The sequence below is a fragment of the Moorena producens PAL-8-15-08-1 genome (assembly GCF_001767235.1).
Classification (GTDB): domain Bacteria; phylum Cyanobacteriota; class Cyanobacteriia; order Cyanobacteriales; family Coleofasciculaceae; genus Moorena; species Moorena producens_A.
On sequence record NZ_CP017599.1, the window covers coordinates 3175087 to 3194949 of the forward strand.

Consider the following 19863-nt stretch of genomic DNA (forward strand, 5'->3'; position numbering starts at 1 on the left):
AAATGTCAAAACAAATCATCAAAAAAGGAAGACCAAGTATTCATGGGGAGCGAAAAAGGTCGTATAGTGTCTCGGTAACCCGAGAAGGCTGGGATAAACTCAAAAAAATGGCTAAAGAATCTGGATTAAGCCTTTCGGAATTTCTGGAAGTATTAGCAAGGACGAAACGAATCCCTTAGGACGCGAACACCGGGATAAATCCCGGTTCGCTCCACGCCCACCCAATTTATTGGGTGGCTAACTCTCGCTTGTTAGTTCTTTGTTTTAAAAACGGTCAGTTGTGGGTTCGACTCCCACCAGGAGTACTAACGGGGTGTGGCGCAGTTTGGTAGCGCGCTTGCTTTGGGAGCAAGATGTCGCAGGTTCAAATCCTGTCACCCCGACTTTACCCCTGTGATGGAATTGGTAGACATCACTCCCCCAGAACGAGTGTATTGCAGGTTCAAATCCTGCCAGGGGTATACGCTCCCGTGGCGCAATTGGTAGACGCACTAGACCGAGATTCTAGTTTTTTACAGGTTCAAATCCTGTCGGGAGTACCAATTATCCAGATGTGGCGCAGTTTGGTTTAGTCCAGTTGAGTAACAGTCAATTGGTCATAGGCGCAAATCCTGCCCCTCGGATCCAAACCCCTGTAGCCCAATTGGCAGAGGCTCTAGGCTTAGAACCTAGGTGTTGCTGGTTCAAATCCAGTCAGGGGTATCGCAGGGATGGAGCAAGAGTAGGCTCGCCAGGTTCATACCCTGGAAATCAGTGAGTGCAACTCTCACCCCTGCCACCAATTTGCAGGCATGATGTCATAAGCTGTTCAGCATTTAGATTGGGATACCTAAATTGTTCAAAGGGAACAGGGAACAGGGAATAGGGAACGGGGAATAACCAATTTAAATGCACATCAGCTTATCATCTCTGGTTGAATACTTATCATTGAAAGGAGTTCGTAAATTTAAAATTGTCAAGTACCAAATAACCAATAAAAAGTAACGATTTTCCTAAATTTAATATTGATAATTACATCAATAAAAATCTTGATAATTATTCAGGATTAAAAACAACTGAGCTCTTTAGTACTGTTCCCTGTTCCCTGTTCCCTGTTCCCTTTTACCTTGTTATATCAATAATAAAATAAAACTACTTTCTAAGTTAACTAACAGCATGGTTGACAAGTGATTAGCTAGGAGATACAAATGAAGAGATAAGGAGGGTAAAATGACAACTATGACTGTCACAGATGCTCTAGCAGAGTTAACCTTGCTGCAAAAGCGCATTGACTCAGCCAGAGCAGCTTTGGACAACAACACCTTAATTTCTGTGGTTGAAGTCGGTCAAGTGCCAACAGGCTTCAAATCACGAGAAGATTATGAGATAAAAGCTAAAGCGGCTTTGCAAAAAGTGGATGCCTTGATTGCCAGACGGCGGACGATCAAGAGAGTAATTGTCTTATCCAATGCTTCTACAATGGTTACGATTGCTGACCAAGAGATGACTGTGGCAGAAGCCATTGAGATGAAGATGTTTATCATGTATTATGAAGCAGTTATCGGTACTATGCAGTCAGCTTATACTAAAACCCTGAATCAGTATAAGATGGCACAAGCACGAGTCAAAGAAAGACTTGATAAACTAGCTCTGGAAGTGCTAGGACAGAATGCATCGGTTGGTTCACAGAAGTATCAATCCTTGGCAGATAGCTTTCTAGCTAGAGAAGGGGTTGAACTACTCGATCCCACTAACCTGGCTGAAGAGCTTGAAAGACGACAAACCTTTATTGAACAGTTCAAGTCAACAGTTGATCGAGTACTCTCGATTAGCAATGCCAGGACAATGATCGAAATTCCCGATTAAAATAGTGATAGGTGCTGGTCACTCGAAAATCTCTAAATTTATGGTTTTTAAGTAAGATGGATAGCTCATGGTAGGGCACATGATTTTGGTTCATGAAGTGTTGGTTCAAATCCGACTCCATCTTCGGATAAATTTAAAGGTCAAAGGTTAACGGTTAACCCTTAAACCTCAATCATCAAACCTTAGCTTGTCAACTTTCAAACCATAAAATTAAACCATCGATAAAATCCAGGGACTATGGTTGTAGGTTCCATAAAACCTTGAGGTTTCCACCTGGCTGAGTGGTCAGCATTCTCACCTTTTTAAACAATGGGTATCAATCGGGAATCGGGAATCGGGAATCGGGAATCGGGAATCGGGAACTAACCCAACTATACTTGAGATCATTACTTAATTCAGCAACGCAAATTTGCTAGTCTCATTAGTCAGCAACGATTATAGCAAGAATAAATCAATTATCAAAAAAATATCGTTTTTTATATTACCCAAAATCTTTCTATACTTGATTAAATCTTGTCTATTGCCTCTTGCCTCTTGCCTCTTGCCTCTTGCCTCTTGCCTCTTGCCTTTCATTAAGGGAGTATATTCACAATTGAAATAAAAATACTATATGACAATCTATTTTTACGGTACTCGCCAAAAACCCTATGGTTGTTTTTCCAACTTCTCCCGACATGGCTTTGAGCTAGATGAATTGTGGTGGGCGACTAGTGAGCATTTCTTCCAAGCCCAAAAATTTGTGACTACTGATTCCTCTTGGTATGACAAAATCCGTAACGCAAAAACACCAAAGGAAGCAGCAAAAATGGGACGGGATCGCTCTCATCCCCTTCGTGATGATTGGGAAAAAGTCAAAGATGAGATTATGCAGCGAGGAGTGTTACGAAAATTTGAAACCCATGGTGATCTTCGCCAGTTACTACTTGCTACAGGTGATCAGCTAATTGTTGAGAATTCACCCATAGATTATTACTGGGGTTGTGGTGCTGATGGTAGTGGTAAAAACAAGCTAGGAGAGATTTTAATGACAGTTAGGGCAATATTGCGTGACAAGCAACTTGATGTTAACGATAGCATTTTTATTTGAGTTGTGAACAGAGGATTTATAGAAAAAGGGAGCAGGGAGCAGGGAGCAGGGAGTAGTAGGAAAGAGATCCAAAAAGTTTTGATGTTATGAACAATCTTGCAAAAGTATTTTTATGATACTGTTTGCGTCAATTCTTGTCCACTGTTCCCTATTCCCAGATCCGCTGTTCCCTTTTCTGCAAGAAGTCTAATAATTAGGAATTTGTATTGTTTTAAACAACGTGGTGTCTGAAGCCAAAGTGGTCGCGGCGCTGGTTTGTGGAACCAGTCATAACGGGTTCAAGTCCCGTCAGACACCCTTAGGTGCGACCCGTGGCGAATTTAATTCTTAATGGGTCAAGCGCACCTTAAGGAAGATGCCGCCGAGTGGACGGCAATCGGTCTTGAAAACCGTGGTACGGCAGCGATGTTGTAGGGGTTCGATTCCTCCATCTTCCTCTAGCCATCAGAAGCCGAAAAGCGAGGCACTGGCACTGACACTCCTAATGTTAGCTGTGGTCGTTCAACTCGACCCAGAGGGGTTTTCCTTTTGTGATGGGAATGTAGCTCAATTGGCAGAGCAATCGGCTCTTAACCGAATTGTTGCAGGTTCGATTCCTGTCATTCCCATAGAATCTGGGTGGTTGGCATAGCGGCTGTGCAACGGATTTTTAATCCGTACTAGATAGGTTCGACTCCTATACCGCCCATTGATAATTCACCCAATAATTGACCCATTTAAACCGCAGAATCAGTATCTTTGACAAACAGGTATTTAACTATTAGCTTTTAGCGGAACCATTGACCATGGGCCCCTAGGCAGGTGAAACGGATTTACACGCGATGAAGCGTTCGCGTAGCGTGGCCTACGGCCTCAGCTTCCGCTAAGAGCGATCGCTAACCTGATCAATCCCTGTGAAGCAGTTGATCAGCTAGACGAAGGTATGTTACTCTCTCCACTACCCCAGCAATTTCATCATCTATCCCTGGATAGAGACCGAGATTTACCTCTTTGGGACGATGAAGATAGTCAGCAGAGCGCGATGAAGCAAAGCTTCCGCTAAAAGCGAACGCTAGAGGAAAAAACAGTTAAAACAGATTCAAAATGTCTTAAACTAATGGCAAATGTATAGTTATAATATCACAGGAAATTTCTATGCAGCTTGGTCCCGGTTTATTAATAACATTTTTGTACTACTTCACCTGCACAACCCTCATTACCACTGTATTTTCCTCGCAAGTTTTGAGGCTAAGTCTGGTGACAGGGATGCCCTATAGTGTTGGTGTAATTTTTGGCTTAATTGGTGGTTTATTAGGTACCTACTTCAATCGAACCGTTACAGTATCCCTAGAATTCAAGAGTAAGAAAGTTTTTAGCGCTGCTCTCCAGGATGCTCTGACCGAGATGGGGTTTGAGGAAACATCAAAGCTAGAAGATTTTGTAGTTTACCAACGCCCAGCCCTCAGCAATCTTTTTTCTGGTAAAGTATTTGTACAAATTGGTAAAGGGAAAGCTACCATTGCTAGCCGTTCCAGAAATATTAAGCGAATCAGCCGTAAACTATCAAAGAATTAGAGACACTATCCATAATTTTTATAAAACCTATTTTTTTAAAACTGGCGATGACTAGATATCATGGCAATAGTATCCCTATACCCAACACACTAGAGAATACACCATAGAACCTAACCGCTTAAATGATTAAGTCTTCGCAAAGCTCCAATGATTACTAACTTACCGTATAATTTAGTTCGGGAACCATAAATTTCTACGTTAATCCTGCTGCCATCTTTACACTTACCAGGAAAGGTAAAGTAGAGATTTTTACCCTGACCCTGAAGACAATGAGTTATTCGATCATCCACAAATTTACGCTTGTCTTCTGCCACCACTTGTAGTAAAGATTGCCGAGAAATAAGTTCACCAAAGGAATAGCCAAAAATTTCGGCCATTTTGGGATTAACATATAGAAAATTACCTTTACTATAAATTATGTAAATTCCCAGAGAAGAGAAATTATCTGAACTCTCAGTGAGCTTATTTGTTGGGGATAAAACTGGAGATTTCTGAGGAGACTGTTGCCCTAGCTGTTGTTGTTGACTGTGGAGTTGAGCATTCTCTAAGATCAAAGCCATGGACTCAGCAGTCATTTCCATTAAACGGGCAGATTTAGAGCCAAAGTGTCCCGCCTGGGAATGCATTAGGGTGATAATGCCTAATAACCTCTTACCCCTGAGAATAGGTACAGCTAATACTGAGCGTACTTGATAGGGCTGATCAGGTAAGGTAAGCCAGCGGTCATCATCGATAGTGTCCTTTATCAGCCCAACTTCGCGATGGCGGCTAACCCAACCAGCTAAACCTTGGTCTAGAACCTGACCAATGATCTGCTTTTTATATCGTGGGAGGGTTGCACCGCGAGCTAGAATACTCTCAGTGACCACACCATCAGTATTGAGTAAAAACAGGCTACTCTCCTCTGCCTTAGTGAGGCGACCAGCAACGTGGAGTATATCTTGTAACAAAGCTCTAAGCATCAGGGAGCCAGAGGCTGTTTGCATTATGGTGCCATAGGTTTTAAATAGCTGATGTTGAGCACTGAAGACAATTCGTGTAGCTTTAAGTTGATCCACTTGTCGGCGCAGTGCTTTCAATTCCTGAATCAGCTGTTGTTTAGATTTATTCAGATCACTCATAGTTACCTCCATCAATCAGCCTGCGCCAATCCCACATTAGTCTACAGGCTTATAGCAAGTTGCGTTTCTGACGTTTAATTTACCTATGGGATCAGGAGGACTTGGGGGAATTTTCCGCTCTTCCCAATTCCTTTTTGTTTATTCTTTGACTGCAACTTGGTATCAGGTAATTGCGATCGGATAATGGGTATTTTCTCATCAACGGTTAGGTCAAAATAGTAACTGTAACTCGTCTTTCCCTATTTAACCTTGAGTTATCCTCGCTCTTCCCAATCTAAACCAGCTGCTGGTAATCAAACATCCTATGGTACCAACAACCAGCAGAACAATCTCTTCAACCGCACTCGTGCCAGTTTACAGCAAGCCTTGTCCTGGTACAGCAATTTTCATCGGTCCCAGGGGAATCCTGCTGATGTGGAAATGCAAGCCTTGCTGCAAACTGAATTAGAGGTTTTGCAGTCTAGCCTAGACAAACTTGACCAAGGATTGATTCGCATTGCCGCTTTTGGTTTGGTTAGTCGTGGTAAGTCAGCGGTAATTAATGCTTTGGTGGGACAAAAAATTCTTAAAACTGGTCCGATTCACGGTGTCACTCAATGGCCGAAGTCAGTACAGTGGACACCTAGCTCCGACAGTGAAGTCCTCTTGGAGTTAATTGATACGCCAGGATTGGACGAAATCCATGGGGAAGTCAAGGCGCAGATGGCGCGGGAGGTGGTATCCCAAGCCGATTTAATTTTATTTGTGGTGGCTGGTGATATCACTCGCACTGAATATCAAGCTCTTTGTGAACTGCGGCAAAGCCAAAAGCCTCTAATCTTGGTATTTAACAAAATTGACCTCTATCCAGAACAAGACCGGGAGGCAATTTATCAACAGTTGCAACAACTCGGTACCGGTAGTCCCAAGGATCGGCGTTTACAAAAGATGTTGTCAGCGGATGAGATTGTTCTAGTGGCAGCAGAACCAGCTTCTATGGAAGTACGGGTGGAGTGGCCTGATGGTAGAGTGACCTATGAATGGGAAACTCCACCTCCGAATGTGGATCAGCTTAAACAGAAAATTTTCAGTCTACTTAACCGAGAAGGGCGATCACTTTTAGCCCTCAACGCTCTATTTCAAGCCCGCAATGCTCAGAATACTATTGCCAAAAAAGCCATTGAGTTACACAAAACGGAAGCAGAAGACTTAATCTGGCAGTTTGCCAAGTACAAAGCACTAGCAGTCGCCCTCAATCCGATTGGAATTTTAGATGTTTTAGGGGGTACTGTGACTGACTTGGTGATGATTCGTTCTCTAGCGCGGCTGTATGGTCTACCCATGACTAGCTATGAAGCAGGTAAGCTATGGCAAAAGATTTTGATCAGTTCTGGAGGCTTACTGCTAGGTGAACTGGGTACCAGTGTGCTTTTTGGTGTAGGTAAGAGTGCATCAGTAGTTATCGGTCCGAGTGGCTTGGGTGCCTTTGCTGGGGCAGCAATTACCCAAGCTGGAATTGCGGGTTATGGGGCTTATGCTGTTGGTCAAGCGGCACAGGTTTATCTCGAACAAGGTTGCTCTTTCGGACCACTAGGAGCAAGTACCGTCATTAAAGAAATTCTAGACCGGGTGGAGCCAGACACTATTGTTTTTCGTCTGCGGCAAGAATTGGAAAGACAGCTAGGAGAGTGATAAAACTTAATTCCTTAACCTTTTCCCTAATTTTACCTAAATTTTACACCTGGCAAGTTTTTTACCGGAGTCGTAGATTGGGCATGTGTAGATATTCAGTAGATATTCAAGAGAGAAAAATCACTGCCAGCCAATCGGGATTCAGGAGAACACTCATGTTCCAAAGACTAATTCAAGCCGCCATGCTCACTTTATTGCTTCACCTAATTGCAAACCTGACACAACCAGACACTCAGCAGCCTGCAAATTTGTCACCCTCAGACGTGAAACTTGTCTATGTCTTGAGCTAGACCATCGGTTAGTGTTCCAAACCGATTTTTATGGGGGTTGTGGGCTGGTTAATTATCTATGGTTAATTGTCCATGGTTCATTAGTGTTCATTAGTACTGTTGCAATGAACTATGAACCATTACTCTTATATTTTACCATAAGAGTAATGGCTGATTTAATGGCAGATAAACCAAATAATAGGCGGTTTTTCCAGGTCATTCCTATTTGAAAAGTTTTAACTAATAATTCTAGATAAAATTTGGTAATATTGCCATATAGATAAACCTACATTTTACCGGTAACAAATTTGATAGTTTTTTGTTTTGTTAATTTTTGGATTTAAAATAAGATTGATATTTGAATTTAATCAATAAAACTCCTAGTTCATAGATATCAATTCTTTGTTCAGTTTGTTATAAAAGTTTTTTTTAAAATAGATTTTATAGTTTTATCCTATACTATAGCCAACCATTTCCTCAAAGTAATCAAAATCTATATCAGTCTTTAGTTCAATCAATGACTATTCTGACACAGCCTGTTGTAGGATGTTTTTGGGTAAAGGAAAATAATTGGTACTTTTCAGGAGAGTTGTTAACGTCGATATCAATGGGATAGCGAAAATTATTAGAGCGATGCCGCAGAATCAGGTAATCACCAGGCTGGATACCTTTTCCTTGTCCTGCCATCTGACCCCTTCGTGATCAATGGAATCAAAGAAATAGTCACGTTGTCAGCATATGCGCTACGCGCATATGCTTACCAATAATGTGCTGATAGGGAGCCCGGTTAACTTCTTATAAGTCTTGGCTTTTCGTGACTTGAAAGTTGATCATTTTCAATTTTCAATTTTCAATTGTCAATTTTCAAGTCACAGCCATGGGCTCTACAGTATTAGAAGTGATTAACCGGACTTGGGATCAAGTCTTAGAATTTGAAGGTAGTTCTCAGAGCACCAATGAAGACATCCTCGTTATCACTGTCTCCAAAGGGAGCAGCAATCCAGATTAATCCGGGAGTAATCGAGATATTATCATTTAACTGATACTTGTAGAAGCCTTCAAGATGAATGGCGGTATCATCATCACCACCAACATAAGGCTCAGAACCGGCAACTATACCAAGTAAGTTACCTTCTTTGCCAAAGTCTGGTAATGCCAATCCTAGACCGTAGTACCAAATCTCAGCATCACCGTTGCCACCAGAAGCTTGTTCAGCATCGGTGTAGCCGCCATAGGCATTAATTACTAAATTGGGAGAGAATCGAAAAGAGGCTTCTACGCCGTAGGAGTTAGTGTTGGCAGTGACATCTGCTCCATCACCAAAGGGTGCCCTGGAGTTTTCAGTTCCCACACCTGTATCAAAGATAGCGTTGCCATCATCAAAGTCATTGAAGTAGGCACGAACGTAGGTGAAGGCTAACTGAAAGCTGTCGCTAGGGGAAAATGTTAACTGACCTAAGGCAGAAAACTCACCATTGAATAAACCCTGACCTTCAGAGGGATCAAAGGAATTGCCACCAAAGTAACCTGCACTCAATACTACCGCATCGGCGAGGCTAAAGTTGATGCCTAGTCCACCACCTGCGCCTAAACCAATTTTATAGATGGGGCTAGATTCAGCATAGCTGGAAAGAACACCGCTAGCGCCAGTGAAGTCATCCAGGTAGGGGCTGAGGGTGGGGACGAAATCTTGCCAAAGGGGAAAGGCAGCTGGGAGATAAACATCAATATTATCCCCAATCGGGAAGTAGTAGGCTAGCCAACCAATACCCAGGTCGTTACCGCTGTCGAAGCTGTAAGTAAAGGCACCTTGGTCTGTGCCATCAAAGGTAGCTGCATTACCGGCATCCAGACGGGTGTAGAGGGCATCTTTACCGGTGAAGCTGGAGACAAACGCTAAACGTACCCGGTCTTGAAACACGACTTGGTTGTCACTGTCTTCACCAAAGGCGTTGGCAATAGAGAAGACCACTTCCCCTTCTAGCTTGGTGGTGGTAGAAAACTGATGGTCTTCTAAAAATGCCACCCGTCCTTCTAAGTTATCTACTCGTGCACCGAGAGTAGCCAATTCTGATTCAAACTCCTGAATCAGCCGTTGCAGGGTTTCTAAGTCTTCACGAGTGATAAAATCTGCGGTAGACGCAGCAATTAAACGCTCAATCTGGTTCAAGCAAGCATTTAAACCAGCGGCAAATTCATACCGGGTTGTGGCGCGATTCCCGCGAAACGTGCGATTGGGATATCCTGCAATACAACCGTAGCGCTCTACCAAACTGCGTAGCGCTTCATAAGCCCAGTCTCCAGGAGATACATCACGCAGTTGGGAAACACTGGTGACTTGACCCATGGAAGCTGAGTCTTGTTTACTCTGTTTGATCAGTTTATCAACCGACACCTGCTTTGTTTGTGCAGGTATTTCCCCCAGGTTTACTGGGTCAAGGTTTGGTGAAACCTCTTGTGCGATCGCGACCTTGGATGCTGCCCATTGGGATACCAACATCAATGGACTCATCAGCAACATCGCGCGTAATTGTTTATTCATTCTTCTCACTCACACCTGTCATCAGTCTAATGGATGAAAGTAACAAAGCTCTGACCAGGTGTTTGTAGTCTTTGATACAAAAAATTACTTATATAGTTGACTTGTGACAGTACGCTGTCAGGACTTAGGCCAAGCTGCCCAGCAAACCCTATAACTAATAGCAATTCTTTACTTGTAAGCATATGCGCTACGCGCACGCTGCTTGAGGTGCCGTCAGGTATCAGCTAATGGGTTAGGTCAGATTTTATTTTGGCAAACTAATTACAAACTCGGCTCCCTGACCTGGTTCTGAAGCCACCTCAATTTTCCCCCGATGCTGGGTAATAATTTGGTAGCTAATGGCGAGACCCAAGCCAGTTCCCTGGCCTGGGTCTTTGGTAGTGAAAAATGGGTCAAATATCCGGTCTTTAATGGCTGCGGCAATCCCAGGGCCATTGTCAGCGATTCGGATAACTATCCAGTTTTGGTCAACTAGCTCCGTTTGAATCCGAATGGTGAAGACTGGGGATGGGCAAGATTCGACACTCTTGTGTTCTATAGCATCAAGGGCATTTTCCAAGATACTCAAAAATACCTGATTCAGTTGAGCTGGATAGCAATCCACCAAAGGTAAATCCCCATAGTGCTTGATCAGCTCAATCCCTGGCTTGAGGCGGTTGCTGAGCAGAACGAGGGTATTGTCAATTCCTTCATGGATGTTAACCGGTTTGAGATCGGCTTCATCCAATCGGGAAAAATTCCTCATCGAAAGCACAATTTCACGAATGCGCTCAGCTCCCCCTTTCATGGAAGCGATGATTTTAGGCAAGTCTTGGGCCAAAAATTCCAGATCAATCTCTTCGAGCCGATTTTTAATCTCTGGGTCAGGGTTGGGATAATACTGCTGATAGAGTTCCACCAGAGAGAGTAAATCCTCAATATAATCGCTGGCAAAGAACAGATTGCCGTAGATAAAGTTAATCGGATTGTTCATTTCATGGGCAATACCAGCGACCATCGTACCCAAACTGGACATTTTTTCGTTTTGAATCAGCTGGATTTCCGTTTGCTGGAGTTCCTGGGTGTAGTCAGCCATACCATGAATCAGCTGATTGAGTGATTTTGCTAAGACACCCACTTCATCTCGGGTGGTGACTGGTGCTTGCAGGGTAAAGTTAGACTCCTGTTTGACCTGTTCGGTGATCTGAGTCAGACTTTTGATTCGCTGTGCGATCGCATTACTGGTATGAATAGCTAATAGGATTGCGATCGCAACTGAGGCAATCATACTGCTGAGGATGATCCCAAAGCACAACTGATCAGCACGGTTAAGGGCGCTCAACCCTTGCTGCTGTTTGACTTGAGCTGCTCTAATCAACTGGTCTGACTTCTCAAAAAAGCGTTCTAGGGCAGTGGTTAATTCAGGATTGTTCTGTGGCAACAGTTGGGTTTGGGCGAGTTTAAGCTGATCATCAGGTGCGACCGGTGGCGAATCTAATTCGCCACGTAAGAGCGCACCTAACAACAGGGATTGAATGAGAGTGTTGTAGGAATCAATAATGATCCTGTAGGTCTTCAGTAAATCCAGTAACTGATTGGTATTAATATGAGCACAGGTCTCAAACTCTCTGACAAACCCTTCCCGTTCCAAAAGCAGTTGCTGAGCTTGGTCAATTTTCTCTTGAACCAGCTGTAGGTCTCTCAAGGTAACAGCAAAAGGGTAGGGATAGGAACGTAAGTCTAAAATCGCGATTTGTAAATTCTTCAGCAGATGTTCTTGTTTTTGGGCACGAGTGAGTTCAGCTAGTGCTGCCTTTTGGTAATGCTGGCCAATCCCTAATCCAGTCGTTGTTCCCAAAATTGCCAAACCAATGGAGAGTGCATAGCCCACAAAAACTTTCTGCCGAATGCTCGCACTGGCTAGGAATTGATTGATCCAGCTGATTCTGGATGCCCCTGAGTTAAGGTGACATCCAGTGTGAAATCCTTGGAAATTCTCCCCTGACAAAGCTTAAATCTCGCCAAATGTTAGCCGATGAGTCGAAGCGTGTTTATTAATACACCAACCTTAGGTGCGACCCGAAGGTGGGACCCGAAGGTGGGCGCCCACCAAAGCGCGAATTTAATTCGCCTACGGAAAGCGCACCTAATTGTCAATCTGTACACTGAGTTACAAGACAACCGTAAGTTTATAAGTTGAGCAATAAAGCTTGAATAGATGATGCCTAATGGCTGCCACATGCTATTTTTAGGCAAAAATATGCTTTTTTCGACGTTATTTAACCATAGTAACAGATACTGGCTTCGCTTGCTCTCTCTTGCTTTTGTAAGGGAGGTTTTGCTTATCCAGACTGTAAAGAGTTCATTAACAGAATGTGAATAGATAGTGCTCACCATGGGTAGATCTGATCCAAAAAAATGTTAAAAAATTTTAAAAAATGTTGATTTTTCATGAACTGCTCGAAAGTTTAGGTTTTTTGTATCCTAATTAACAGTTTACTTGCCATCCTAGGTCTAATATCACACCCTAGCTTCGCAATTTTTTCAATGAGGCTACAGCCAAATTTGGTAGAGGATGGTACGAAAGTATGGTAAGTGGATTAGGACGACGTAAATTTCTGCTTTATAGCTCGGCGGCATTGGGAACCAGTCTTCTGTTGAAGGCTTGCGCTGATAGCCCCACGGCTAGTTCAGATGCTAGTGCTGGTGGGGAAGATACCATCAAAGTGGGTATTCTCCACTCCCTGACTGGCACCATGGCAATTAGTGAGACCACTGTGGTGGAAGCTGAAAAGCTTGCTATCAAGGAGATTAATGAAGCTGGGGGGGTATTAGGCAAGAAAATTGTGCCTATTGTTGAGGATGGTGCGTCTGACTGGCCAACCTTTGCTGAAAAAGCTGCCAAACTGATTGATAAGGATCAAGTCGTTACTATTTTTGGCTGCTGGACATCCGCTAGCCGTAAGGCTGTGCTACCAGTGTTTGAATCCAAAGACCATATGCTTTGGTATCCTGTGCAGTACGAAGGGCAGGAATGTTCCAAGAATATTTTCTACACAGGTGCTGCACCAAATCAGCAGATTGAGCCAGCGGTAGAGTGGTTGCTGAAAAACAAGGGCAAAAAGTTTTTCTTAGTGGGCTCGGATTATGTTTTCCCTCGCACCGCTAACACGATTATTAAGGAGCAACTCAAAGCCCTGGGTGGAGAGACCGTGGGCGAGGATTACCTTCCCCTTGGTAATACAGAAGTTACCCCGATCATTTCTAAGATTAAAGCCGCCCTACCAAATGGTGGCGTAATCTTCAACAGTCTCAACGGGGATAGTAATGTCGCCTTCTTCAAACAACTCAAGGGTGCTGGACTGACTCCAGACAAATATCCCACGATGTCCGTGAGTATTGCGGAAGAGGAAGTCCGGCAGATTGGTCCAGAATTTCTAATTGGTCAGTATGCCGCCTGGAACTATTTCCAATCTGTCGATAGCCTCGACAATAAGCAGTTTGTGGAAGCCTTCAAAGCGGAGTATGGCGAAGACCGGGTAACCAACGACCCCATGGAAGCCGCTTACATTATGGTTTACCTATGGAAGCAGGCGGTAGAGCAAGCTGGAACTACTGACCTAGAGCCTGTGCGCAAAGCTGCTATCGGTCAAAAATTTAACGCACCAGAAGGACCAGTAGAGATGTATCCGAATCATCACATTTCCAAGACAGTGCGCATTGGTGAAATCCAAGCCGATGGTCAGTTCAAAATTGTCTCATCCACACCTAAACCAGTTTCTCCCATCCCCTGGAATCAATATGTAGCAGAAACGAAAGGGTATGGGTGTGACTGGAGCGATCCCAATAAGGGAGGAAAGTACAAAAAGGAGAAAGCATAAATTATCAAGGATGAATTATGACCTATGAAGTAAACTACTTAGCATTTAAAATCGAGTTTTGTTAGTTGAGTGTTGAGTGCTTAATGTAAACTTCAAAAACAGAAAAATTAAGTAGTTTTAACCATTCATAATTCATCCTAAATAATTCATAATTTATCCTTCATAATTCAGAGTTAATTATTAAATTGTGCTGCCACTTTTAGAAGGAATTTTTAACGGGATTAGTATTGGCTCAGTGCTACTGATTGCTGCCCTAGGACTAGCTGTTGTCTTTGGACTGATGGGCGTGATTAATCTTGCTCACGGCGAGTTAATGATGTTGGGCGCTTATACAACCTATGTTGTCCAAAATACCTTTAAAGCCTTTTTGGGCGATTCGTTGTTTAATGTCTATATCTTTTTTGCCCTGCCCATGGCTTTTCTGGTGGCAGCATTGGTAGGACTGGTATTAGAGAGGGGGGTCATTCGTTATCTATATGGACGACCGTTGGAAACTCTTCTCGCTACTTGGGGGGTAAGTTTGATATTGCGGCAGTTTGTCCGCAGTGTAAATTGGGTATTGGTGATTGGGATTGGGGTATTTTGCCTACTGTTTTTTGGGTCAAGGTGGGTGATAAGCCGTCGTTTAGATTGGCAGAGAATTCGCAATTGGGCGATGGCTTTGATGGTATTCTTATCTCTAGGAATTGCCATCGTAACCGGGGTGTTGTTAGGACAAACCGGTCAACGGGGAATTACTCGACCTTGGTTTAGTGCCAGAAATGTAGACGTGACTCCACCAGCATGGCTTCAAGGGGGATTTCCGATTGGTAACTTCCAATTGCCCTATGCCCGGATCTTTATCATTATTTTGACGATTATTTGTCTATTGGGAACCTACTGGTTTTTAAATCGCTCCAGTTGGGGATTGCGGATTCGAGCGGTTACCCAAAATCGCAATATGAGTGCTTGCTTAGGTATCCCAACACAAACGGTAGATGCGTTAACATTTGCCCTAGGTTCTGGTTTAGCTGGTGTAGCAGGTTGTGCGATTACATTACTAGGTTCTGTCGGTCCCAATACTGGTCAAAATTATATCGTCGATACCTTTATGGTGGTGGTGGTTGGCGGTGTCGGAAACTTACTGGGAAGCATTTTAGCCGCCCTAGCAATTGGTACACTTACCTATCTGATTGGTTCTGGAAGCATAGCCTTTATGTTGATGCCAGTAGAGTTCCTTAAACCGGTAACGGACTTCTTTACCTTTTTTGCAACTACTAGTATGGCAAAAGTTATGGTCTTCGCTTTAATTATTACCTTTTTACAAGTGAGACCTTCAGGAATATTCCCACAAAAAGGACGCACGGCAGAATTATAGGTTTTGTATCTGGGTTGTGAACATAACTCAAAGGCAAGAGGCAAGAGGCAAGAGGCAAGAGGCATGCTAGCAAGAGGGGAAATAGCTCCGGAGTTTTATTGTCCAATAAAAAACCATACAGGTTTACATCTCAAATACAAACGCTATTATTATATAGTGTTACTAATAGTAATGAGATTTTTTTTCTATTCCCTGTTCCCTGTTCTGAATTCTCTACTCCCTACTCCCTACTCCCTACTCCCGATTCCCTACTCCCTGTTCCCTGTTCCCTGTTCCCTGTTCCCTTTTCTAACGTACCTCACCAAATTGATAACTGCTATAGTTGTTATTTTCATAAATTATGACGTATGTATCTAGAACAAAAGCCATTAAAAAGCAGCGGCGACGAAAGTTAATTATAGAAATAGTAGCAATCGTAGGAATTGCTCTAGTTTTCGCGTTATTAATGCCAGCGATTTTGCCGGATTTTCGCCTCAAGCTGTTGGGGCGTTTTTTGTCATTATCTATTGTCGCGATAGGGATTGACCTGATTTGGGGATATACCGGACTGCTGAGTCTAGGACATGGTATATTTTTTGCGTTGGGGGGCTATGCCTTTGCTATGCACCTCAAACTGCAATTACCAGAAGGAGAAATACCGGAATTCTTCACCCTCTATGGGGTAAAGGAACTCCCATTTTTCTGGCAGCCATTTTATTCGTTTCCTTTCACCCTAATTGCTATTGTTTTAATTCCCAGTATCGTGGCTGGATTGCTGGGTTATCTGGTATTTCGTAACCGGATTAAAGGGGTTTATTTCTCGATTTTAACCCAAGCCGCACTGCTGGTTTTATTCAATTTTTTCAATGGACAGCAAAAGCTAATTAATGGTACTAACGGGTTGAAAACTGATACCGAAACCCTGTTTGGGATGTTAGTAAGTTCCAAACAAGCTCAGTTAGCTTTCTACGAAATTAGTATCCTGTGTGTGGTTGTGATCTACTTATTGTCCCGTTGGTTAACCAGTGGACGCTTTGGTCGGTTGTTAATTGCCATACGGGATGATGAGAATCGGGTGCGTTTCTCTGGCTACGATCCTACCGGATTCAAAGTCCTGGTATTTGCGGTTTCTGGGGGCATCGCTGGAGTGGCTGGAGCTCTATATACCGTACAATCAGGGATTGTTACCCCCAGCTATATGGAAGTAGCGTTTTCCATTGAGATGGTGATTTGGGTGGCTGTGGGAGGACGAGCAACTCTAGTCGGAGCAATTCTGGGTACTTTATTAGTCAGACTAGCTCAAACCTTGTTGAGTGAGCAATTTCCTGAAGTTTGGCTATTTTTCCAGGGCGCGCTGTTCCTAATTGTAGTGACAGTACTGCCGAATGGTATTGTCGGCTGGTTGCGAGACGAGGGAATTGAACAAATGCGATCGCTTTTTGGTGCCGAAAAACCAGTGATAACAACTTACCCCAGCTTAGAAAAAGACCCGGTAGTCCAACGGGAAAAAGAAGAGGTTGGTCGTTAAGCTGGTCTTCATTTCCATTGTATGGTTATGAGAACAAGGGAGCAGGGAGCAGGGAGCAGGGAGCAGGGAGCAGGGAGCAGGGAGCAGGGAGCAGGGAGCAGGGAGCAGGGAGCAGGGGCTCACAGGGGTAAGTTTTTTACATTTGGGTCGGGAGTCGGAAGCCTCCCCGCGCCCATGCTCCACACTTCCTCAATTTCCCTTCTTGTTTAGAAATATCAGATGCACCCCACAGGATTTTTTTCCTATTCCCTATTCCCTATTCCCTGTTCCCTACTCCCTACTCCCTACTCCCTACTCCCTACTCCCTACTCCCTACTCCCTACTCCCTACTCCCTACTCCCTACTCCCTAAAATCCAGGACTTTTTACCTAACCCAATTGATAACGTCTAATGAACTCAAAAATTCTTGAAATTGATAACTTAACCGTAAGTTTTGATGGCTTCAAAGCAATTAACCAGTTTAATTTTAGTATGGATGCTGGGGAATTGCGAGTGATGATTGGTCCTAATGGTGCTGGGAAAACTACGTTTCTGGATGTAGTGACTGGGAAAGTACAGCCAACGGAGGGACGGGTGTTGTTTAAGGGAGAGGATTTGCGAGGCTTATCGGAACACCAAATCTCTCGCTTAGGCATTGGTCGAAAATTTCAGACACCACGAGTCTACCTAAATCTGACGGTTCGGGAAAATTTAGATTTAGCCTGCAATCGTGATAAAAATGTGTTTTCCACCCTGTTTGGACGTACATTACCCGGGGAAAAACGGACAGTAGCTGGTTTGCTGCAAACCATTGGTTTAGTGGAAAAAGCGAATTTACTGGCCGAGTTACTCTCCCATGGAGAAAAACAGCGGTTAGAGATTGGGATGTTAGTGGCTCAGTATCCTGATTTATTACTAGTAGATGAACCGGTGGCTGGTTTAACGGATGAAGAGACAGAAAATGTCGGAGATTTGCTGTTAGCTCTAGCCAAGAGTCATTCCATTATTGTGATTGAACACGATATGGAATTCGTACGCCAGATTGCTAGTCAAGTAACCGTATTACATCAGGGGTCAGTGTTGTGTGAAGGTACAATGGATCAAGTCCAAAATGACCCCAGGGTGATTGAAGTGTATTTAGGACAAAAGCCATCGATTACAGCAGAGCAAATGAAAATGCTACGGATTGTGTCTGCTATGGCTTGGTCTGATGGTAATCTGGCACCAGAAGAAGTTAATGTGATGATATCTCGCTTTAGCCAAGTGTTTGCGACAGATGCAGAACAACAGCAACAATTGCGACAAGAGTTACAGAATTATTTAGCACTTAATGTTTCCATCGAAGAGTTGACTACTGAAATAGAAAGTATTGAAGAACGAAAACTAATCGTAAAGCTGGCTTATGAAGTGATTAAATCAAGTTCCCGTACACCTACCGAACCAAAAATTAACGACGCTGAAGCAGCAGCTTACCAAAACTTAGTGAAGCTGTTGGATCTGCCAGCAGAAGTGGTAAAAAGCTTGGAAGCAGAAGTAGGAGAAGGGTAAAGGGTAAAGGGTAAAGTGTTATAGGATTTAAGGCAAGAGGCAAGAGGCAAGAGGCAAGAGGCAAGAGGCAAGAGGTAATAGGTAATAGGCAAAAGGCAAAAGGCAATAGGCAATAGGCAATAGGCAAGAGTTAATGCAATATATCGGGATTTTTGCGATTCCCGATTCCCGATTCCCGATTCCCGATTCCCGATTCCCGATTCCCGATTCCCGATTCCCGATTCCCAATTCCCAATTCTAAATTCTAGATTCTAAATTCTAAATTCTAAAAAACTCTTATGCTGCAAATTTCCAATTTAAATGTCTACTACGGTGAAAGCCACATTCTCAGAAATGTAGATTTGAATGTACCAGCAGGACAAATGGTTTGCCTGATTGGACGGAATGGTGTGGGTAAAACTACTCTACTCAAAACGATTATGGGATTACTGAAACCCCGCACTGGCACTATTACCTTTGCTGGTCAACCCCTGACCAAACTATCGACGGATAAACGAGCCAGATTAGGGATTGGCTATGTTCCCCAAGGGCGGGAGATTATCCCTCGGGTAACGGTGAAAGAGAATCTGTTGCTGGGTTTAGAAGCACGTCGAGGGGGTAGAAAGGTTGAAGACGACATCCTAGACACTATCTTTGAGCTGTTTCCGGTCTTAAAATCAATGTTGTCCCGGATGGGTGGTGACTTGAGTGGTGGACAACAGCAACAATTAGCGATCGCACGGGCATTAATGGGACGTCCTCAGTTATTAGTGTTAGACGAGCCCACGGAAGGGATTCAACCGTCGATTATTCTTGAAATTGAAGCAGCTGTGCGGCGGATTATTAAAACCACTGGAATTTCCGTGCTCTTGGTCGAGCAGCATCTACATTTTGTCCGACAAGCTGACCGCTACTATGCCATGCAGAAGGGTGGAATTGTGGCATCTGGCGCGACTAGTGAACTTAGTCAGGATGTGATTCAGCAATTCTTAGCGGTTTGAATCGGCGTAAGCATTCAGCTATCAGCTATCAGCTATCAGCTATCAGCTATCAGCTAATGCGCACGCTACGGAAGGTTTATTTTAAGCTGACGGCTGACAGCTGTTCGCGTAGCGTGGCCATAGGCCAACGGCTGAAAGCTGATGTTCATCTCGCGCTCTAGATCGTTAAAGTCAACACCAAAGACATCAATTTGTTCGCGGGCGAGGGCGGCTAGAAAGTCCCTACGGTTTAACCCAGCCACGGAGGCTGCTTTTTCCATCGAGATTTCCCGCTTTTGATACCAGTAGATAGCAGCAGCAAGCCGCATTTCCTGCACAAATTCTTCTGGGGGAAGGCGACGGGCACTAAAAACCTCTTCAGGTAAGTTAATTGTGACTTCTGACATTAGTTTTGTGCTAAACTTTGGTATTATTAAAAATTGCTGACCTATCTTTTTTATACCATAATTCCGTAAAATTATTATCCCACAAATGATATTGACTCTACAGTTTAGTTTAAGGTTAAGTCTAAACTTTCTAAGTAGTAAATTGTGATTGGACAAA

The 19863-nt window shown here is 43.5% G+C and carries 17 protein-coding genes, 9 tRNA genes and 1 pseudogene; 21 read left to right on the forward strand and 6 right to left on the reverse strand.

Annotated elements, in window-relative coordinates:
• Positions 1 to 2: 2 nt before the first annotated feature.
• The 13 genes from BJP34_RS45545 to BJP34_RS12030 all read left to right on the forward strand — a co-directional run bounded on the left by BJP34_RS45545 (position 3) and on the right by BJP34_RS12030 (position 4486).
• Entirely contained in the window at positions 3 to 179 is a 177-nt protein-coding gene (locus tag BJP34_RS45545) for a hypothetical protein (RefSeq protein WP_168166505.1), read from the forward strand.
• A gap of 130 nt (positions 180 to 309) precedes the next feature.
• A tRNA-Pro gene (locus BJP34_RS11985) sits at positions 310 to 383 on the forward strand.
• Between the two features lie 4 nt (positions 384 to 387).
• Positions 388 to 461: transfer RNA gene (locus tag BJP34_RS11990), tRNA-Leu, on the forward strand.
• A 3-nt stretch (positions 462 to 464) separates the two neighbouring features.
• Positions 465 to 542: transfer RNA gene (locus BJP34_RS11995), tRNA-Leu, on the forward strand.
• 86 nt (positions 543 to 628) lie between these two features.
• Positions 629 to 702: transfer RNA gene (locus tag BJP34_RS12000), tRNA-Leu, on the forward strand.
• A gap of 2 nt (positions 703 to 704) precedes the next feature.
• A tRNA-Met gene (locus BJP34_RS39445) sits at positions 705 to 781 on the forward strand.
• A 437-nt stretch (positions 782 to 1218) separates the two neighbouring features.
• On the forward strand, positions 1219 to 1845 hold the full coding sequence (locus BJP34_RS12005; RefSeq protein ID WP_229424327.1) for a hypothetical protein: 627 nt from the start codon (positions 1219 to 1221) through the stop codon (positions 1843 to 1845).
• Between the two features lie 54 nt (positions 1846 to 1899).
• Positions 1900 to 1969, forward strand: a tRNA-Gln gene (locus BJP34_RS12010).
• A 486-nt stretch (positions 1970 to 2455) separates the two neighbouring features.
• Entirely contained in the window at positions 2456 to 2932 is a 477-nt protein-coding gene (locus BJP34_RS12015) for an NADAR family protein (protein WP_070392547.1), read from the forward strand.
• 223 nt (positions 2933 to 3155) lie between these two features.
• Positions 3156 to 3229: transfer RNA gene (locus tag BJP34_RS39450), tRNA-His, on the forward strand.
• Positions 3230 to 3467: 238 nt separating this feature from the next.
• A tRNA-Lys gene (locus tag BJP34_RS12020) sits at positions 3468 to 3540 on the forward strand.
• An 8-nt stretch (positions 3541 to 3548) separates the two neighbouring features.
• Positions 3549 to 3620: transfer RNA gene (locus BJP34_RS12025), tRNA-Lys, on the forward strand.
• Positions 3621 to 4066: 446 nt separating this feature from the next.
• Positions 4067 to 4486: a hypothetical protein gene (locus BJP34_RS12030; protein WP_070392548.1), complete on the forward strand. Its 420-nt coding sequence runs from the start codon at positions 4067 to 4069 to the stop codon at positions 4484 to 4486.
• 110 nt (positions 4487 to 4596) lie between these two features.
• Here the strand turns inward: BJP34_RS12030 and BJP34_RS12035 are convergent, their stop codons facing one another.
• The gene (locus BJP34_RS12035) at positions 4597 to 5607 is read right to left on the reverse strand and encodes a PAS domain S-box protein (RefSeq protein ID WP_070392549.1); all 1011 of its coding nucleotides are present in this window, start codon (positions 5605 to 5607) and stop codon (positions 4597 to 4599) included.
• Positions 5608 to 5856: 249 nt separating this feature from the next.
• Here BJP34_RS12035 and BJP34_RS12040 point away from each other — a divergent pair, with 249 nt between their 5' ends.
• Positions 5857 to 7278 carry a GTP-binding protein gene (locus tag BJP34_RS12040; RefSeq protein ID WP_083305113.1) on the forward strand — a complete coding sequence of 474 codons (1422 nt, stop codon included), beginning with the start codon at positions 5857 to 5859 and terminating at the stop codon, positions 7276 to 7278.
• Positions 7279 to 8057: 779 nt separating this feature from the next.
• On the opposite strand, the gene BJP34_RS43015 is transcribed toward BJP34_RS12040, so the two are convergent.
• The 3 genes from BJP34_RS43015 to BJP34_RS12055 form a co-directional block, all read right to left on the reverse strand.
• Entirely contained in the window at positions 8058 to 8234 is a 177-nt protein-coding gene (locus BJP34_RS43015) for a hypothetical protein (protein WP_158517149.1), read from the reverse strand.
• Between the two features lie 238 nt (positions 8235 to 8472).
• A complete protein-coding gene (locus tag BJP34_RS12050; protein WP_070392551.1) occupies positions 8473 to 10089 on the reverse strand; it encodes an iron uptake porin in 1617 nt (538 codons plus the stop codon).
• Between the two features lie 244 nt (positions 10090 to 10333).
• Complete coding sequence (locus BJP34_RS12055) at positions 10334 to 12076, reverse strand: sensor histidine kinase (RefSeq protein WP_083305114.1); 1743 nt, start codon at positions 12074 to 12076, stop codon at positions 10334 to 10336.
• A 580-nt stretch (positions 12077 to 12656) separates the two neighbouring features.
• Here BJP34_RS12055 and urtA point away from each other — a divergent pair.
• From urtA to urtC, 4 genes are all read left to right on the forward strand, one after another.
• A complete protein-coding gene (gene urtA, locus BJP34_RS12060) occupies positions 12657 to 13949 on the forward strand; it encodes an urea ABC transporter substrate-binding protein (protein WP_070392552.1) in 1293 nt (430 codons plus the stop codon).
• A 187-nt stretch (positions 13950 to 14136) separates the two neighbouring features.
• Positions 14137 to 15306 (forward strand): ABC transporter permease subunit, encoded by a 1170-nt coding sequence (locus BJP34_RS12065; protein WP_070392553.1) that lies wholly within the window; start codon positions 14137 to 14139, stop codon positions 15304 to 15306.
• Positions 15307 to 15477: 171 nt separating this feature from the next.
• Complete coding sequence (locus BJP34_RS39460) at positions 15478 to 15663, forward strand: hypothetical protein (protein ID WP_149030929.1); 186 nt, start codon at positions 15478 to 15480, stop codon at positions 15661 to 15663.
• Complete coding sequence (urtC, locus tag BJP34_RS12070) at positions 15647 to 16813, forward strand: urea ABC transporter permease subunit UrtC (RefSeq protein ID WP_070392554.1); 1167 nt, start codon at positions 15647 to 15649, stop codon at positions 16811 to 16813. The genes BJP34_RS39460 and urtC overlap by 17 nt, the downstream gene beginning before the upstream one ends.
• Here the strand turns inward: urtC and BJP34_RS45550 are convergent.
• Entirely contained in the window at positions 16763 to 16996 is a 234-nt protein-coding gene (locus tag BJP34_RS45550) for a hypothetical protein (protein ID WP_168166467.1), read from the reverse strand. The genes urtC and BJP34_RS45550 overlap by 51 nt on opposite strands.
• Before the next feature lie 36 nt (positions 16997 to 17032).
• Here BJP34_RS45550 and BJP34_RS48715 point away from each other — a divergent pair, with 36 nt between their 5' ends.
• From BJP34_RS48715 to urtE, 3 genes and pseudogenes are all read left to right on the forward strand, one after another.
• Entirely contained in the window at positions 17033 to 17164 is a 132-nt protein-coding gene (locus tag BJP34_RS48715) for a hypothetical protein (RefSeq protein WP_267876543.1), read from the forward strand.
• A 39-nt stretch (positions 17165 to 17203) separates the two neighbouring features.
• A pseudogene (gene urtD, locus BJP34_RS50015) lies at positions 17204 to 17941 on the forward strand (urea ABC transporter ATP-binding protein UrtD); the annotation flags it as partial.
• A 677-nt stretch (positions 17942 to 18618) separates the two neighbouring features.
• Positions 18619 to 19320 carry an urea ABC transporter ATP-binding subunit UrtE gene (gene urtE / locus BJP34_RS12085; RefSeq protein WP_070392557.1) on the forward strand — a complete coding sequence of 234 codons (702 nt, stop codon included), beginning with the start codon at positions 18619 to 18621 and terminating at the stop codon, positions 19318 to 19320.
• A gap of 65 nt (positions 19321 to 19385) precedes the next feature.
• Here urtE and BJP34_RS12090 read toward each other — a convergent pair whose 3' ends face one another.
• Positions 19386 to 19706 carry a UPF0175 family protein gene (locus BJP34_RS12090; protein WP_229424328.1) on the reverse strand — a complete coding sequence of 107 codons (321 nt, stop codon included), beginning with the start codon at positions 19704 to 19706 and terminating at the stop codon, positions 19386 to 19388.
• Positions 19707 to 19863 lie beyond the last annotated feature (157 nt).

Coding starts and splice junctions, on each gene's coding strand:
- BJP34_RS12005 (WP_229424327.1), top strand. CDS start 1,219: ATGACTGTCACAGATGCTCTAGCAGAGTTAACCTTGCTGCAAAAGCGC.
- BJP34_RS12050 (WP_070392551.1), bottom strand. CDS start 10,089: ATGAATAAACAATTACGCGCGATGTTGCTGATGAGTCCATTGATGTTG.
- BJP34_RS45545 (WP_168166505.1), top strand. CDS start 3: ATGTCAAAACAAATCATCAAAAAAGGAAGACCAAGTATTCATGGGGAG.
- urtC (WP_070392554.1), top strand. CDS start 15,647: ATGACGTATGTATCTAGAACAAAAGCCATTAAAAAGCAGCGGCGACGA.
- BJP34_RS39460 (WP_149030929.1), top strand. CDS start 15,478: ATGAGATTTTTTTTCTATTCCCTGTTCCCTGTTCTGAATTCTCTACTC.
- BJP34_RS12035 (WP_070392549.1), bottom strand. CDS start 5,607: ATGAGTGATCTGAATAAATCTAAACAACAGCTGATTCAGGAATTGAAA.
- urtA (WP_070392552.1), top strand. CDS start 12,657: ATGGTAAGTGGATTAGGACGACGTAAATTTCTGCTTTATAGCTCGGCG.
- BJP34_RS12015 (WP_070392547.1), top strand. CDS start 2,456: ATGACAATCTATTTTTACGGTACTCGCCAAAAACCCTATGGTTGTTTT.
- urtE (WP_070392557.1), top strand. CDS start 18,619: ATGCTGCAAATTTCCAATTTAAATGTCTACTACGGTGAAAGCCACATT.
- BJP34_RS43015 (WP_158517149.1), bottom strand. CDS start 8,234: ATGGCAGGACAAGGAAAAGGTATCCAGCCTGGTGATTACCTGATTCTG.
- BJP34_RS48715 (WP_267876543.1), top strand. CDS start 17,033: ATGCACCCCACAGGATTTTTTTCCTATTCCCTATTCCCTATTCCCTGT.
- BJP34_RS12030 (WP_070392548.1), top strand. CDS start 4,067: ATGCAGCTTGGTCCCGGTTTATTAATAACATTTTTGTACTACTTCACC.
- BJP34_RS12090 (WP_229424328.1), bottom strand. CDS start 19,706: ATGTCAGAAGTCACAATTAACTTACCTGAAGAGGTTTTTAGTGCCCGT.